Here is a 17478-nt window from a genome sequence, read left to right as displayed (position 1 = left end):
GCTCCCAAATTTCACATTCTCCCAAAAACTTTCAGCCTTAACTGAACCGTATTGAACTATAGCCAATGATTACCCCGTTTCATTCCGCGATAATAAGGAAATGCCTGCCGGAACATACGGACCAGAAACTTATACTGAATCTAAGCCAGCAGGACAACCCTTTCTATCAGCCGAACAAGCTTTCTACGCCTACAAGGAAACAGTGCCCCTAAAAGAACCAAGGGTACAGCTGATGGCTGAAATCCTCCAAGCCCGGTTTGAGCAACATCCCAAATTAGCCGAAGCCATAACCAAAAGGGGAGGATCTCAATGGCTAAAACAGTGCAGTTATCTTGTATCAAGTGGAGAGAAAAATTTCTGGGAAGGAAAGGGATTAGAATCACCTTACATCCGCGCACTCATCCAAGGATATACCAAAGCACTAGAAAATTTCAATTCTCAACAAGCAGAAAATTATACAGCAGAAGCAATACAGCTTACCTCCAACCAAAAATTAGAATCAGAACCACAAAGGAAAAACACAGAGACAAGCTTCACTCCAAAGTTGAACACAAAGAATATCTCCCCGCCCACTTCTGTTAAAAATCAAACTGAAAGTTCACAAACTCTAAATACAGACGTTCAACAGGCATTATTACAAACATCTACAAATAGCCAAACAAAGTCGATAGATAAAACTCTCGATAACATTAAACAAAGTACTATCCAAAATCTTCAAAATTGGTATCAAGTTGCTCAAAAATTAGGTAGGAGTGAAAAATATATCAATCGAATTCAAGAAGTTACTAAAGAATATATAAATGAAAGTAGTTCCAGTCTGGAAAATGCATTCAATGCTATGTCGCGTGACATCAAAGAACTACAGCAAATTGATGAAATGACAAAGCTTGCTCAAAGAGTTGTTCAAATCTTTGGGAAAGAAGATGTTAACGGTATAATGAGCGTTAGAACTGAAAATTATAAAAATTATCAAATAGCAACACAAGCACAAGATAAAACCTATCTTGTTAAAGATAAAGATAGTAATATATTATTATATATTCGAGACGGAAAAACTCAAGTCAATAACCTAAACGAAGAAATTGTAAATGACTTTAGGTTGATGAATTCACGAATTGAGAATAGGCTTGAAAGTGTCAAAATAGAAATTGTATAAAGGGAAATCAAATGACAAAGATGACAGAAGCAATGCATTATGCCAATATTCAAGAAAAAATGACTAAATTAGGTATAACTGATGAAAGTGTTGCTAAAAAAGCACAAGAAATTGGTTCAGTTACCCCAGAGGAACAAAAAAAAGCCGAAGAAGCACTTTGGCAAGAATCAAAAATTGCTCATGAAGAAAAAATAGTACAAGCACAAGTTAACATTGAAAGTGTAGAACAAAGTGTAGAAGCAATCAATTTTAGAGACTTTAGCTTTCACCCCAATCAAACTAAAACCGTCGATTTAGAAAATCAAAGTTTCAATTCGGATAAAAAAGATGATGATAACAATAGTAAGAACGAATTAGCTGTAGAAAATAGAGAACTCATCATCGCCAAAAATTCAGATGTACAGCAAATAATGATTCCTAAATTATTAGAAATATTAAGTTACGAAGGAAAGCAGGTAAATGGGTCGGTAGTTTATCAAGGTGAAAAGTACACAGTCAGTATCAAAATCGAAGAAAGTTCAAATACTCTCTCCCTTGATAGAAATTTATATTCAGAAAATCGAGAAGCGCTCTTGGCTTCTAAAAATAATGATGAACCTATTTATAGTATCATAGTCAACAACATTACCCAAGAAGAATTTGAACGGTTTAAGTTACTCGTTAATAACGAACAACATTACCGCAAGAACCAGCAAGCTCAACAACAGACTAATACAAAATATTCTGATAATGAGCTTGGGTAATTAATCAAAGTATTCCTATCAAGATACCGAAAAAGAATCCACAAGCAATAAAAATATACTTATTCGGTATCTTGTTCTTAGGAAAAGTAATTCCAGCCATGCCAATACAATAAGCAAGTCGAAAGTAGTCACCGTCAGCGAACTGACCTACAAAAACACTGCTAAGAAAAATCAATGATTGAAGACTAAAACCGCAAAAAAAGAGCCACGATATATCAAATAGATTGGAGAAATTCACAATACTATCGATAATATAATCCAACCAAATCTTCTTTTTTTGAGGCTTTTCCATTTTAAGAAGCGGCATGATCTACAAGTAAGCGTTTATCCTGAGAATAACATTGAAAATTTGCCTCTAAATTAAAGATTATGACAAATGTTGAACCTTCTCTTACCTGAGAAAACACGCTAACACTGGCTTGGTAACAATCCGCAACATACTTAACTGTACGCAAGCCTAAGCCAGTACGAGCTACATTCGAGCCAGTACCATCAAGAGTAAATGTTCTCTCAGCAGCTAAAGTGCCCAATTCTCGTACCTTACGAAAGCGTTTTGCACTTGGACTATCCGTTTGGGTACAGCTTTTCCTGTTAAGCACAGAAATTCCCGTTAAGTAACGTTCCTCAAGGAAATAGCTTGGCAAAGAAAATGCACTACCGCCAAGTTCTATGCACCCACTTATCCCCAAATCATTATTCAACTGTTCCAACTGCGTTGAGGTGATACCTACGCCAGTATCTTGAACCACCAACCGGAGGAAACCACCTACTTGAGTATCAAGCTTGATAGTGACAGAGCCATTAGCAGAAGTATACTTAAAAGCGTTTACAATCAAGTTGCAAACCATCCGCCAAAGGTGATTATAATTTGCGTATAAGCACACATTAGCAACTTCAGACTCAATGATAAGGGAGAAATTTATGTTCTGCGCGATCGCACTATTAGAGAACTGAGCATGGATGGAATGCAGCAGGCTAGCAATATTGATATATTCGATGTTTCCTCCTGGATCTTGATTCAACTCACTCTTCAAATCAGTAAGCACACCTAAAGTGGAAGTGATTGTAGAGCACGAGGTATCTAACACGGAACGCAGCTGCTCAAGGTTATCGCCATACTTACCTACTCTAGTCAAACCTAAAACAAAGTTAACCGCCCTCAAAGGGTGATAGACATCGTGGAATATCATCTCCAAATACTGAGGAAGCCTCCGGAGATAATCACTTCGCTTGTGCAAGCATAAATTCACACGCTTCATTAGCTCAGATGAAGAAAAAGGATACACCAAAAAATCGTCAACATTCAGAACGCATGAATCATCTGCTGATTGCACCACCTTAATAACTGGTAAACCTTCCGAAGGGATACTAATTGGCTTTAAAGTAACGTCCAGTATTAAGTCAATACCTTTGAGATTGTCAGGTATTGCAGACTTAGTAACCACCAAATAATTTGATTGGTGCAAGCTATCAACGACACTCGCAACAACCTGATTACGCTTTCTACCAATTACTAATATCTTACACAACACAGGAGTTACATATAAATACTACTGCAACTATCAAACACCATATTACCAGCATTTACCACAGAAATATTACTAAAGAAAACAAGTCATTCAACTTAATCAAAAGTTTAATATTAAGCTATTTATTGAATTTCCTATAAATATAAAAAAACTAAATTTCTAGAAATAAATTATGTATAAATGTTACTAAGTGAAGGCAGAACCTTGAAAGTAATGCTAGAAAGATTATCACGGTGTTCTCCAAAAGATTTCTAAGATGAAACTTATCAAAACTGTCATAGTAGAAGACCAAAATATATTCAGACTTGGTTTAAAAACTATACTAGAAGAAAGCAACAAAATTAAAGTATGTGGAGAAACAGGATACGGAAAAGAAGCTCTAAGTATCATTCAAAATACAGAGCCAGACGTAGTCATTGTGGATATAGGACTACCTGACATCAGTGGAGTACAAGTAGTTGAAGAAATCAGAAAAGTCTACTCAAACACAATTAAAACCATTGTGACAACAGGAAGTTGCGAAAAAAAGATAGTAAAAGAAGTATTTAAAAAAGGGGCAACTTCTTTTTATAGCAAAAATAATGTTGAAAGTAAAATTATTGAAGCTGTTATAACCACCTATAAAGGTGAATCTTGGATTGATAGCACAATACACACAATTGTAGCACAAGCAATGTGGGAGCCTAACACTAAAGATACTCCCGGAAACATGATAACAAAACGAGAGTGTGAAGTCCTAAAATTACTAGCCAAAGGACTAACTTATGAGGAAATGGCTAACAAACTTTGCTTGGAAATTAGTACTGTACGTTCGCACGCTCACCGAATCATCAGTAAGCTCGATAAACCAGAAAAAGACGAAAAACATAGACCCACTAGAGGAAAAGCTGTATGTGAAGCTTTAAAACTAGGAATACTCTGTCCAGAAGATTTAACCAAAGAAGTCTACAAAGAAGCGGAAGAATTCGTTCCCGATTACAAGAACCGCAAATTTTCTACTGCGTAATCACCTATTTCTTTGTCTTAGCGTTAATTATACAGCCGCCTGGGTTCTTACCCTGACGACAGGTTTGAATAATGCCAGCATTATCGGTATAAATCTGTCGGGCATCACGTCCTTCTTTTGATTTAGCCCATTCTAAAAGTTTAGCGTCTTCAGGTTTAAAATTTGTCACAGCAGAAGATTTAGCAGCAGATAGGGATGCTATAGCCATACTAAAAGTAAAAGCCCCTATAGCTGCACCTAACGCTAGGACGCAGCCAAAGACAAAAGCAATAGTTGCTAAATTAAAGTTATTGAAATCAGACAAACCTAACCTAACAAGAATACCTTTCTCACTTTTGAGAGGAGTAGACTTTTGAGTATTCCTTACCAACTCTTCAGCAGCTTTAGCTATTGCAGCCTGCTGCTGAATAATCGCCACTTCAGCCGCATGACTTAATCTGTTATCAACCTTGAGCGTCCAGCCACCTATTACAGTATCAAGCTTGGCAGGTAGCTGCATAATCGCATATTGAGTGGTACCAATCTGTGCCCATAATTTAAACAAAGGGTCAGATGGCTTCATACCTGACTTGGCCATTAACTCTTCTATATACTCTTTCTCTTTCTCTAATTGCTCTTTACTAGGGTTATCATCTGTGGAAATATTTTTAGTATCAGTCATAAAATTGCCAATAAAAAGGAATCAGAATGTCAGCGTTAAATAAGCTGATACAGCAGAATAGAGGCGTCAGTCGTCAGGAGTCAGAATAAGAAATTGGAAGGGGATTCTCACCCCTCACAATTAAAAACCTCTTATAAGGAGGGGGTTTTAAACCTTTGACTCAGAAGTCAAAAGTACAGGAGTATATACGTTTTTTATTCTTTTCTTCTAACTTCTGATTCCTGGGTCCTAACTCCTGTAGAGTGCAAGGGCGTTAGCCCATTCTACTTTGATAAATCTTTTAGAAACTGGCTTCTTGCTGAGTTAATTCAGTACGGTCTCTTTTCAAGCCTAAATATACTGGAGCAACCTTATGATCCATAACAGTATCATGAAAACTCTCCATCCAATTAAATACCACCGAACGATATAAGACTTGCATATCTGACTCGATGGTAATCGCCATCTTATAAGGTAAATTTGTATCTTCTAAGTCTTGATAAATATAATCTTCAAGCTTAGGCAATATCAGTTCTACTCCACCTAAGTTATTAATATCTTCCTGGATGTGAGTTCCGTCATAATACTTAAAAAAATTACTAAAATGTTGATTTTTGACTACTAAATAATCTCCACAATTTCCAAAAATATGATAGAGCGATTGCAAGTATTCTACACAATCTCTGCGGTTGGAAATAGGATGAATAAAAGTGGCACGATAGCCTAAAGAATTCAAATTCTCTAAAAAATATATTTCCTTCTCAAATCGAAAAAAATCCAATAGATTTTGACCTGGCATATCAGTCAATGCTAAATCAATTTCTGAAAACATCTCCAGTTCGTTTAATAAAAGGTCAGAATCACCTCTATTCAGTCCTAGATGCCTAATATTAAAGCCTAACTTATCATAGACTGATAGCTTATTAGACAAGTCACCAGGACGGTGACCGTGGTAAAAAGCACGAATATTTAAATCATGCTTCTTATATAATTCCAATAACAATCTAGAAACTGTAGACTTACCAACACGTGAATCACCAATCGTAATGATAAATCGTCTTCTAAACATATAGCTTATGCAGCATCTTGAGCTTTCTCGTCTACAGCATCTTTCTCGCCTTCATCTTCTTTCACAGTATGTGAAAATCCTTCTGGCAATTTTTCGCAATTAAAACCCAGCAAGTCATGAGCTGGCTTTAAACGTGCTTCAAACTCATCCAACCACGACCTAACTCTTGCCCTGACAGCAATAAGAGAACCAAAATCTTTAGAAGAAGCCTGCCTGAAAGTTAAATCATTTTCATCAATAAAATCATAACAATAATCAATTAAATCAGGCATTAAAACTTCTACTAAACCTTGGTCAATTAATGTTTGACGAATAGGAGATGAAGTATAACGACCAAATTTTTCTTGCTCTCCAAAAAACAGGTTTTTAACAACTACATAATCAACTTTGTTGTCACAGTAACTATGTAAAGCTTTTAAAATGTTTACAGAGTCACGAAGTCGATTAATAACCGATACCATAGTCACTCTGTACCCAAGTTCATCTGCCAGCGTCTCAAAGAAAGATAACTCTTTCACAAATAATTCAAAAACTCCGCCCGATTGAGCTGGTAAATCAAGTAAAACTAATGGAAAAGTATCTGCTTCTAAATCCATTAATAATTGGTCTGCTTTTCCTCTTTCAAAAACATTAATACAACGGACTAAGCCTGGGTTGAATTTTTCATGATGTCGGCGTAATTGATTGTTACGCTGGTCAGCATCATAGGCAATACAAAAAAGATTCTTGTCAATATAAAGCTGAAGCAAACCTCGTGCAAAGGTACTCTTCCCAACACCACCTTTATCACCTGTAACAATTACAAGCCTCTTTGTTTTCTGTTTCTCCTGATGTTGTTGATTATCTTGATGTTGTTGATTATCTTGATGTTGTTGATTATCTTGATGTTCTTGGTTGTCCTGATGTTGTTGATTATCTTGATGTTGTTGGTTATCTTGATGTTGTTGATTATTATCAGACATAGGTTTATTCCTTTTAATATTAATACGAGGCATATTTAAGAAGCCTTTAAAGAAACTTTTCTCTGAAAGTTGACAACTAATTGAAATAGACGAATTTCAATGCAAAAGCTTTAATGAAAGATGCTATTACTTCACAAGACTTCTGTCCTTATATAAACTGTAAGAAAACACTTCCTTCCAACACTCGGATTAAGGAGATGGGAAAAATTTCTCGTGTAGCAAAAACTAATTCCTAAATTCAGAATATAAATACTAGTCGTCAGTCATAAGTCAAGATAGTTTGCTCAGAAACTACCCTCAGTATCTCAATTAAAACTATAAAGAAAAACAGATTAATATTTAATTTACTTTCCAACTTTAGTATGAGATGTAAATTAAATCTAAGTTTATAAATGTATAAAACTAAGAATTCAGGAGCCAGAATCCAGAAGTCAGAATAGTTAAAGAATCAGAAGAAGATTTGATGAATGAATATATCAATTATGCTAAACCCCTGACAAACTCTGGTTTCTGAACGCCAGACGCTTCAAGTCGGGAAACCCTTTCGGCAGTCGCTCATGGGGGGAACCCCCAAGACCGCGCTGCCTCACCCCGGCGCTGGCTCCTCCTGGGTCCTGAATTCTTACGTATAAAATTATTTTTTCAATATCAAATACCAAGCAAATTTTAAAAAGCTTCTATAACTAATTAACTATAAAGCTTAATGCCAATCTTAGTTGTGTATAAAAGGTTTATATACAAAATTAATCTTTTTTAGCTAAGAGATAGCATCAGTGAGATAACTATTTAATTAACACATTCTCTTGATTAATTAGCAACAAAATTATTAGTTTTGTATATAAGTATTGATAATACAAAACTAATAATTTGACTCTAGGTAAAGGTAAAAATTCAACAAACTATACGCAAAACTAATATTTTTTATAAGATAAAGTAAGTTGCCAATTCAAAGCAATTAAAAACGTTATTGCACTTTTGTCAGAGAATAATTTAGAAGCCCTATTTTTACCTACTTTTGCAACAAGAAACTTAAATGACAAACAAGAGAGAACGAGATGCCCACCGGCTTACGGTATTGAAGCGTATCTCAAAGACTTGGGCGAACGCATCTACCACGCTCGTCCCAAAGGGACACGCTGCGCGAACAGAATGACAGATATAATGCGAATTGTTGACGCTCCCACGGCGTGAGCACTTTTCGCTCCGCTCCAATGTGGCATAAAGCCGTCCACACCCAGAAGGAGTGGGGGCTTTATGCTCCCAACGCTATAAATGTGAAGTACCCCAACCTGCTTCGCTGAGCTTGGGGCTTCCAATCTCAGTTCAATCAGGGACGGTTTTATTCGTCCTTCGGGCTTGCCGCTTCGTCCGCCGACGCCTCTTCATGCAAGCATGATTTGGTCTTACTCCGCGTCCACTAGCGATCACCCGCCTTCCGCAGGTGTATATTTATTCTTTTGTTCCGAGGATTTACATGGAGTGGGCATATGCGTTCCAGTGGCAAATCCCATTCCCCAATCTCTGCTCTTTCTGTGGTAAGCGGAGGCAGTGTGTTGGGCGGGTTTCCCGACTTGAAGCACCTGCTGTTCGTACCGCTACTTGACCTATCTGTTCCGAGACAGTTGGGCGGGTCAGCAACCATCAATAGTATACCATTTGTCTGAGTAAAACTCCGGATAGATTTGGAAATTGCTCGGACACCCATGCTCGCGTGTACCTCACAATTTCCTGCGCAACCTCGCCCACCGCTCCCGTCGGATGGGGAATTCCGTGGAAGCAGGTTAAAATTGCTAATTCAGAATTCAAAATCAAGAAGTATCCCACAGGGGCGTTAACTCCTCAACCAACCAATCTATCCCTATCCCAATACCTGCTATGACAGCAAAAGCATGACCTAACAATTGCGATCGCACATCAAGAGATACATGTTGGAGAATCGCCCCAAAACGAGTACCCACCACTTGGGCAACTTGAATGAGACTTACGACCGCATCTTTGGGAGACTCTTCACCCACCAAGGGGAAGTAAATTTTTGCTAACCAAGTTTCGTCCGATTCGAGAAGTTGTTCGCCTTGCTCTTGTGTAACACTTTTAAGTAGGTTCGCAATCAATATCCGCAATTGATTCCACCCTCCAATGTGGGACATATGTTCTTTGACAATTTGAGATACTCTTGGTTGCTTGATTGCCTTCTCCTTTGGTAACACCGCCGCAATTTCATCAACGACATCCTGCTGCGTCGGTTTTTCATTCCCCAATAATATCTGTCTGCCAATCGCCTTGGTTAAAACAAACTTGGTTTGTTCACCATAGTCAGCAGCCCGCCAATCTATGTCAATTGCCCGCACCCTTTGAAGTTTACACCCAGGTAATTCCTTTTGCAGAAACCCTATATCGAAATCCCCCACAAAGTAATAGATTAATTCCTCTTCAGGACGCAGATGTGTTCGTAAACGACCTGACTCTTGGAGAATTTCAGCACGAACCAAACTATCAACAAATTCTTGAAAGTCGATGTTTTGGAACTTTGCCGCCGCCAGATTTTCTTCTTTAAGCAGGGATTCCTCAACTGATATATCCGATGCAACACCAGTTAATACTTGGTACTCGGCTGCCAAGTCTCCAATATTTGGATAGGGAATACCCAAACTTACCAGTACGTTGTCATCCGCAAAGCGGTTAATTCCGCGCCCGTCGCGGAAGTGATACCCATCACCTGTTTGTGCAAAAGCTTTACGTTCAATAATACCAACTGACGAACTCAAATACTTGTTGATAATAGTTTCTCTCAGCGCTGCCACTCTCTGTAAAAGCGAATCGCGTCTATCGCGACCCAACACACCCATACCAGTAACATGGATAACAGTCAAATTCTCATAACTTGGGACAAGCTGCTCGATAGCAAGGATATTTTCTACTCCTACTCCTAATTTCAGCGCTAAATAGTGTACATCTAAGGTGCCATCGAGGTAAATATTAAATTTAGCTGCAGTTGCCACTTCCCGGTGGCGATTATCTTCTAAATGTATAGAAAGTATATCTTTATCAAAATTAAACGACCCTCTAATATGTTTTGCCCACACTTTAAGTAGAGGAACCAACCAGTTGAGCAATAATTGGTTGATTTGCTGTTTGGCTTCAGTATAAGCTTGAGCTCTAAGAAGTTTATTTACACGCCGCGATGCTATTTTCTCTGCCTTAGTCCCGGTACTGGTATTTATACTATCTGGAGCTTCTCGCAAGAAAGATAAATCCGGACGTAGGGCAAGTTCAACCTCGGAGATTATATCAGTAATATCTTCTGGTATCTCCCCCAAACAGTAACGAATGGCTGTATCGTTATATCCATAACGAGGAGCTAGTTGCGTGGTGAGTGTAAGCTCCGTTCTGGGAGCCACTGTGTTACGAGTTGGTAGAGTGGTATCACTTGCCCACAATATCTCTTCCTCGTACTCTTCTCCCCAAAGGACAAACCTTAATCTCTCAAATACAGGTTTAAGTTTTGTAAATAGGAATGGCGCAGCTACAGCTAACTCTCCGGCAGTTTGATGAAAATCACTTATACTAACTTCAACTTTTTTGCGCGATCGCATAACTAGTGAAGCTTCATCCCAGAATGTACCACAGTCAGAATATTCATAATCATTTAAGGAAGGTAAACTATCGGGATGAGCACGTACTTCAGAATAGCCAAATACAGAGTGGCGTTCATACCTATAACCAAATCCCATACCCCTCTTACTGCGACAGGCATTATAAAGGTGACAGCTAAGACAAATCGGATTAGAGGAGTTTTCAATATTAGCTATATTTTTCGACCTCAAGGCACGAAAAATGAGAGTACGATGACAATTAGAAGGAAATAACTTACCAACGTAAGTTCCAGTTGGATGCACCAAAAAAGGTTTCCCCATAGGTGTAAGTCTTGCATCGTCATAAGCTAACCCGTTATGACGGGGAGGCAAATCAACAAAGTTCTGTTCGACTGTGAATGTTGTTGGATTGCGATGGTCAGCAGCAAGATACCACAGTTGGCGTAAGTTAAATTCCTCAGCCTTCATACTCCCAGCTGTGTGAGACTTACCCAACCCAGGAGCAGACTTATCTAATATATGTTGCCAATCCTTGGCGACAGCTTCTTTCCAGATAGTAACGCGCTCGTCCCCCTGGTAAATAATCTTGGGACAACCAAGTTGGATATATTCGTCGGGAGTAGGTAACTCGCCAGGGGTATATATAATAGTTGTCGCAGTCTGCTCTTGTCGTTGGTACTGACGCTCCTGGTGTTGGAATCTCCGTTGGGGGCGAATCAACTGTTTGATTTTCCGCAACTGGTATTTTACGTCATCCCAGAAGCTAGAAGGATTTCTCGATAAACCCTCAAATTGTGCCCAGGTAAGCAACTCGTACTTACCAGTATACTCATCCGGGTCAGCACAGGATTTATCAAGTTGTCCCCACCAAGCGACACGCATTGTGTAGCCCAACTTCCGCAATAGGACATACGTGCGGCGGTACTGGCGCATCACGTTTTTGTTGAGAATCGCGCCAGCATCTGCCCAGAGAATCAATGGACAATTATCAATTCCTAATACGGCTTTTGCTTCCAACAAGTAGCGCTTTAAAATTTCAGGCGATGACGCGAAATTACCACCTGCAGCACCAATCACGATTTGCGATCGCAGTTGAGAAATAATCCACGGTTTGAGAAAACCTTCGGCAAGACCAATATGTGGATCTAGAGAAAAACTATCACCAACAGACAATAAATCAGACTGCTGGTCAGTTAAGAGAAAATTATTGATATTACTATTGCCACATCTGTTAGTTACTGGAAAACAATAGGTAAGGGGTAATTCCCCATTAGACAAATGAGAGGTTGGACCGTTAGGGCGCTTTTTCTTTAACCGACTCGACGCCCACCGATACTTCCCCTCGTCTTCACCAGGGTTATCAACGCGCAACTGCCAACTGACAATTTCTGATTTCTCATTCCACACCGGAATAAGATAACCCGAATCAAAGTTGGTCAAACTTCTCCCTGAAATACTTACACCTGCTAGTTGGTGCGATACTTCCCGGTCGAGCTTTTGCCACGAAACCACCGACCGAAACATTCCTGCCTTAATTAGGTCATCAGAGAGTCCCCGTCGGCGCAAGTCATCCCAATGCTCTAGGAATAATGGCAGTTGGGAGAAGATATTTCGGATGTGTTTGTTTCGGTCGGATTCCGATAGTAGGCGAGATAAACGCTCTTTTTCAGCTTTAAGACGTTCAGCTTTAAGGTGTCGCCATCGCGAAATCCACTCGCGGCGCGCTTCGTCACTAACTTCTCCCATATCACGGGTGATGACTCCCCACGTTCCATCTTTGGTTAACCCCCGAAAAATAAACCCAGGAGGAGTAGTGTACCCATCGGTAACTGTCATGCAGAGGAACTTGTTGGGATCGTCTCGCAGTTCTCGACAGCGCCCGCGAGCATCACCACACACAAGACAGGGTTTGGTACGGCTGGTGGAGATAAAATTACTCATACTCTACCACCAAATTGAAAAGCAAAAACAAGTTACATATCTTCATACGAGTTCGACATCCACTAAATTTATGAACTCGTACTGCAATAAGTATTTAGCTGCTAATCTAGTAATTAACGTTAGGTTTGGGATATGTTCTCTGCTAGATTAGCCTTCGCTACCTACGCAGCACGAATATTATCCCCATTTCTATTTGTAGATTCCATTGCTTTTATCTGTTTGCTATAATCCTCCCAAGTTTTTTCAAATACATCAGACTCATACACTCGCAACAGAACCTCCTCTTTATCAGTCAAAATTGGAAGTTTTAACAACTGGGCTAAAGACACCTGAATTGGGAAAACATCACCAAACTTCTGCATCAAGCGAAGTATTCTCTTCCTTTGTTCCGCAGATGGTTCATCTTGCAACTGGGCATCAATCTGTCGCGGACGTAAATTCACAACTTCAAGAGACATATTCACCAAATTTCTAAATCCAAACACAACAAATTCGTTAGTTATACCAATAACACGTCCGACGATTGCCAACTCAGGGCGCAGTCTGTTCTTGAATTGATAGACATGGTCAAGCTTAAAACGCCGAAACGGATTACGTTCACTATTCCGTATCCAAGCAATACCATCCTCAACACTACCTATCTCATCCGCCTCAATCAGGTCTATGACCTGGTTACAAATATCTTGATTACAAACAAACTTGTACGCTGCATCAATGCTCCGATTAAACTCCTTCTCCAACGCAACAGCCGCCTTAAATTTTTCAAATTTTCGTAATTGCAAAATACAATCAAATACTTTTTTACCCTTGTAATAACTACCAACACTTATCTTGAGATTATCTGAAACCTCCTGAATCACCCTTTTACCCTTATTTAATTGATATTTACTGTCATTTAATAAATGATTCAAATTTGAATCATTCGACTGATTCAAACGCCGAGCGTTCTCCCTTTGTCTTTCTTTCGCTAAGGGACGAAGTACACTCTCCCAGTACTGCCCCTCGTGAAACTTTTGGAAGTAAGTCTTCCCACCTTCTCGATGGAGATTAAAGTCAAGCACTAGCTTCAAATCTTCTTCAGGCGAGTTTGATTTAACAAATTCCACCTTCACTAAGCCGATTCCAAGTTTGCAAGCTATTTGGAGCCTACACTTCCCAGCTAAGACAATATTTATACCAGTACGTGTAGAAACCTTTAAAGATTCGAGAATGCCTTGTTCAGAGATACTTTTTTCCAAAGCAGGGCGACTCTCATTTTCACCATATATTTCTATGAGCTTCGGATGAACAACCAATTCTGAAGGAGAAATATATGCAATATCCGGATTATGTATCTCAGACATATTTATACACCGGGTTAGAAACAATTAGAAAAAATTTAAGTCTTTAATAGAGTTGTACGAAAAACAGAAAACACTTAAAAGTGAGACTCTTAACACCTTTCAGGAAAAAGAACATTATTAAAAATGTTAAATTTTATAGATAATAAAAATTACCTACCAGAAAAACCATCAAAGGAATTTTTGAATGTAGAAAAGTCTTACCAACGCATTGAGAGCTAAGGCATTTACCTACAAAAAAAGATGCACGAGCTTAGCTAACTCCTAGGGGTTTAACTTCTCCAGAAGTACTTGTAGAGCATTCACGATCATCAAATACAGCACTCGCTTTTTTCAGATGTTTCTCCCGAATACAACTGGGAAGACATGTAATTTTTAATAGTTCGGGATAAAAACATCTATCTAAGGTAGTATTTGTGAAATAGTGTGTCATCATGATATAATGGTTATACATTGTTAGATTAACAAAGCAAAATCCCGTCCTGTTCTAGTAACAGGAGGACTTGCTTTTTGCTCAAAGTCCTGTTGCAACCAGGGCTTTGAATAAATTTTTAGGAGGTGTGTAAGCTATAAAAGAGTATATCAGGTATCATTCTATTTGGCAAAAATTTAGGGCAAAGAGAGGGTAAATACTGAAATGCTTCATTGAATAAATTTTTGAGAGATATGTACGCTACAAAAAAGTATATCAGGCATCATTCTATTTGGCAAAAATTTAGGGCAAAGAGAGGGTAAATACTGAAATGCCTCATCTTCAAATGTTAAATCCTCTTGAAAAGCAAGTATTAGAGAATATAGCCGCCATCGGCAGCGATGAAATGAGAAAGAGAGCAAACATCCTGCTGGAGCTTCACAGTGGCGAAAATCAGAGAAATATAGTAAAAAAACTGGGCATAGCCAAGCAAACAGTAACGAATTGGAAGAAAAAGTGGACATCAAGTACCATCACTTCAGAAACTTGGGAAGATGCGATCGCAAAGGTGAATGAGGTATTAGGTACAAATGTAGGTAGACCTAAGAAGTGCAAAACTACACAAGAGAGCAAAATCGTAGAAATTAGCGAGTGGAGCAAGAACCGAAAACCCAGTCGTTCAAAGCATCATCATCATGTGCAAGTCGCTGAAGAAGCCATGCGCAGAGGATTGCCAACACTATCGCCAAGAAGCATAGAACGCATTTTAGCAACTCAAACTCAATAAATAACACAAGATTATTGAGTGTCCCTCACAGGAGATTGTGCAAGGGACATGGGTTCTTTTTAGAGAGAAAATAATTACGCGGCTTTTGGCTCGTTGTACCGATGCTCAATGTTAAATACTAAATATCTTTCTGCCGCATCCACATCGTAAGAAGCTATATCAAGCATCATATCTATTATTTTTTCACGTAAATTAGCGTTTTGTGCGCGTTGACGTAGGCTCATAAGCTGCTGGCTCATAAGCTGCTGGGGGGTTGTTAGAGGCGTTTTGTTTTCTAAGTACATAGGTCATTTTTGCCTCTATCCTACTGAGATTATTTCGTTTGTCAAGAGGTTTTTGTTCATTCCCACAATTTAACCCTCCTTGCGATGGCTTATCGAGCGTGGCATTTGTACATAACGCCTGTTTCAAATTTATTGCTCGCTGCGAGCCAATTGACTAATGCGCTTCAGTATACGTAGGACATTATATAATTCGTTTCCTCTATTACGTACATCAAAAATATCTGAAGTGGCATAGCGAGGCGGATTGCCTTTGACGAGTTTAATGAACATAAAACTGCCACCAGATGTAATCATGCCAAAAACTTCCTCCTGTGATTGGGGAGCAGCTAGCATATACGCTAAAATCTGGTCAAGTCCTGCCTCTACAGAATAAGCCACCTGTTTTGACTCAATAACTGTCACCCAGAATTTCTGATTGAGAAGTAAGAAGTCAATTCGTCCTTTAATAATGGAAAGTTTATCAATAGTTTCAATTTCGACAGATTTCTCTAATTTGATGTGAAAAGGAGGTAGATAGAACTTGCCAATGAATAGCAGTGGCGATAAAACAATGGTATTAACCGTGTTTTCTAATAACGGCGGATAATTGCGTAAATTGATATAACCTGCTTTAACTTGGTCTAATAGCTGCTTTTCTTGCTCTGTCAGTTCTGGTAATTCGTCTTGCCACTCACGAAAAAATTCCTCAGAATCAACTAACTGTAATCCGTAAAGTGATATGAGTTTCTCAAGAGTGATATTTTCTGCCTGAAGAGTTTGAACCATAAGTCAATCTAGTTACTAAAGATTTTTTGCAGATGAATTGAGACAATATTTAATAATTGGTAAATTATCAACTACCAATTAATTTTGGTAATTATCTATTGGTAATTACAATTCATTTTAACAAAGTTATGACTTCTCAGGTTGAGACTGCAAATTCCTTTGGATTTATTTCTTCTCTAAATAAGAATTAACTGACAGAATTTTACCCACAATTACCGGGGTTACCAAACTCATGTGCTAATGGACACAAGCTGCAAAAATTCAACAATCTGACTAGAATTAATAGACAAAGTTAGCAAGTAGTCAACTAGCCTTTCTTTCTCACCACGATTCACATAAACAGAATAGCCAGGAATAGAGGCTTTAGAACAGAAAGTACGTAACTTCCTCAAGCTAAATTGCATTAACTTCTGCTTTTCCTGAATAGCATTTACTGTTGGCGTCTCTTGAGAATCAAATAACTTCCTCTCTTGAGTCAATTCATCCATTTGCAGGTTTCTCTCGTCATCTAGTTGAGTATCTTTTTGAAAAGTTAACTGTAGATTTGAAGAAAAATCTTCAGTCGGTTCTTGAATGAGTTCTTCCAAAAAAGATTTGGAAGTCCCTACTACTTCACTAGTAGGAGTATGAAAAAGCCAGCAAATCAATGAAAAAATGACTCCAAACAGGTAAAGATTAAACAGTAGAGCATAAGCAAAGTTAACTAGTTCAGTCATGTCGGTTTCTCCAAATAGTTAATTGGGTAGATTCTGTAGAGATTAGCTACCCAGTAGTGGGGCGAAACCGCCCCGTACTGAGTGCCACATCTACAAATTCCCAACTATCTATGAAGAAGGGAAATTATATTAAGTCAATAAGGTTTTCAGACACTTGAGGTGGAGATATTGGATGGAAAAGATTAGGAGAAATTCTGGGTGGATAAATCTCACGTCTATTACCACGTAAATAGTTAACAAGAGAAACCAAGTCGTAATTATACCGAAGTTCGCGCGGGCAATCACAGTCGTATGGGTCAATTGGTTGACCGTTAAACTTAAAGAAATAGTTAACACCAGTAGAACACTTGTGGACAACTATTCTATTTCTATCCACGCGCACATCGGCACCATACAAACCTTTATTCAGTTCCCTAATTTTATCTAGGTGACTGTAATCCTCATGAACTATTTCTCGGTATTTAAAATGATTGACATACCGGCGCAAATGAGCATCTGAACCTAATTCATTGGACTTTGGATAAAAAGCTGTGTT

Annotated in this window: 13 protein-coding genes and 1 pseudogene; 4 read left to right on the top strand and 10 right to left on the bottom strand. The window is 38.6% G+C overall.

Annotated features, from left to right (window positions below; translation table 11 throughout):
• Positions 1–232 precede the first annotated feature (232 nt).
• Positions 233–1156 carry a hypothetical protein gene (locus tag DP117_RS31990; protein ID WP_248277927.1) on the top strand — a complete coding sequence of 308 codons (924 nt, stop codon included), beginning with the start codon at positions 233–235 and terminating at the stop codon, positions 1154–1156.
• Positions 1157–1167: 11 nt separating this feature from the next.
• Positions 1168–1899 (top strand): hypothetical protein, encoded by a 732-nt coding sequence (locus tag DP117_RS31985; RefSeq protein WP_169222201.1) that lies wholly within the window; start codon positions 1168–1170, stop codon positions 1897–1899.
• Positions 1900–2192: 293 nt separating this feature from the next.
• Here the strand turns inward: DP117_RS31985 and DP117_RS31980 are convergent, their stop codons facing one another.
• Entirely contained in the window at positions 2193–3344 is a 1152-nt protein-coding gene (locus DP117_RS31980; protein ID WP_348983011.1) for a HAMP domain-containing sensor histidine kinase, read from the bottom strand.
• 340 nt (positions 3345–3684) lie between these two features.
• On the opposite strand from DP117_RS31980, the gene DP117_RS31975 reads away from it, so the two are divergent.
• Entirely contained in the window at positions 3685–4434 is a 750-nt protein-coding gene (locus tag DP117_RS31975) for a response regulator transcription factor (RefSeq protein ID WP_169222199.1), read from the top strand.
• Between the two features lie 4 nt (positions 4435–4438).
• Here the strand turns inward: DP117_RS31975 and DP117_RS31970 are convergent, their stop codons facing one another.
• From DP117_RS31970 to DP117_RS31950, 5 genes are all read right to left on the bottom strand, one after another.
• The gene (locus DP117_RS31970) at positions 4439–5095 is read right to left on the bottom strand and encodes a DUF6753 family protein (protein ID WP_169222198.1); all 657 of its coding nucleotides are present in this window, start codon (positions 5093–5095) and stop codon (positions 4439–4441) included.
• Between the two features lie 280 nt (positions 5096–5375).
• Positions 5376–6143, bottom strand: coding sequence for a hypothetical protein (locus DP117_RS31965; protein WP_169222197.1), 768 nt, complete (start codon positions 6141–6143; stop codon positions 5376–5378).
• Positions 6144–6148: 5 nt separating this feature from the next.
• Complete coding sequence (locus tag DP117_RS31960; protein WP_248277926.1) at positions 6149–7105, bottom strand: hypothetical protein; 957 nt, start codon at positions 7103–7105, stop codon at positions 6149–6151.
• Positions 7106–8913: 1808 nt separating this feature from the next.
• Entirely contained in the window at positions 8914–12639 is a 3726-nt protein-coding gene (locus tag DP117_RS31955) for a hypothetical protein (protein ID WP_248277925.1), read from the bottom strand.
• A 161-nt stretch (positions 12640–12800) separates the two neighbouring features.
• Positions 12801–13982 carry a hypothetical protein gene (locus tag DP117_RS31950; RefSeq protein ID WP_169222196.1) on the bottom strand — a complete coding sequence of 394 codons (1182 nt, stop codon included), beginning with the start codon at positions 13980–13982 and terminating at the stop codon, positions 12801–12803.
• Between the two features lie 740 nt (positions 13983–14722).
• Between DP117_RS31950 and DP117_RS31945 the strand changes: the two genes are divergently transcribed.
• Positions 14723–15178 carry a helix-turn-helix domain-containing protein gene (locus tag DP117_RS31945; protein ID WP_169222195.1) on the top strand — a complete coding sequence of 152 codons (456 nt, stop codon included), beginning with the start codon at positions 14723–14725 and terminating at the stop codon, positions 15176–15178.
• Between the two features lie 74 nt (positions 15179–15252).
• Here DP117_RS31945 and DP117_RS31940 read toward each other — a convergent pair whose 3' ends face one another.
• From DP117_RS31940 to DP117_RS31925, 4 genes and pseudogenes are all read right to left on the bottom strand, one after another.
• Positions 15253–15462 (bottom strand): hypothetical protein, encoded by a 210-nt coding sequence (locus DP117_RS31940; RefSeq protein ID WP_169222194.1) that lies wholly within the window; start codon positions 15460–15462, stop codon positions 15253–15255.
• Between the two features lie 129 nt (positions 15463–15591).
• Positions 15592–16227, bottom strand: coding sequence for a restriction endonuclease subunit R (locus DP117_RS31935; protein WP_169222193.1), 636 nt, complete (start codon positions 16225–16227; stop codon positions 15592–15594).
• A 230-nt stretch (positions 16228–16457) separates the two neighbouring features.
• The gene (locus DP117_RS31930) at positions 16458–16943 is read right to left on the bottom strand and encodes a hypothetical protein (protein ID WP_169222192.1); all 486 of its coding nucleotides are present in this window, start codon (positions 16941–16943) and stop codon (positions 16458–16460) included.
• 124 nt (positions 16944–17067) lie between these two features.
• A pseudogene (locus DP117_RS31925) lies at positions 17068–17478 on the bottom strand (hypothetical protein); the annotation flags it as partial.

The sequence above is a fragment of the Brasilonema sp. UFV-L1 genome, assembly GCF_012912105.1.
GTDB lineage: Bacteria > Cyanobacteriota > Cyanobacteriia > Cyanobacteriales > Nostocaceae > Brasilonema.
Note: the sequence above shows the minus strand (reverse complement) of the source record. Positions and strands in the feature narration are given on the sequence as shown.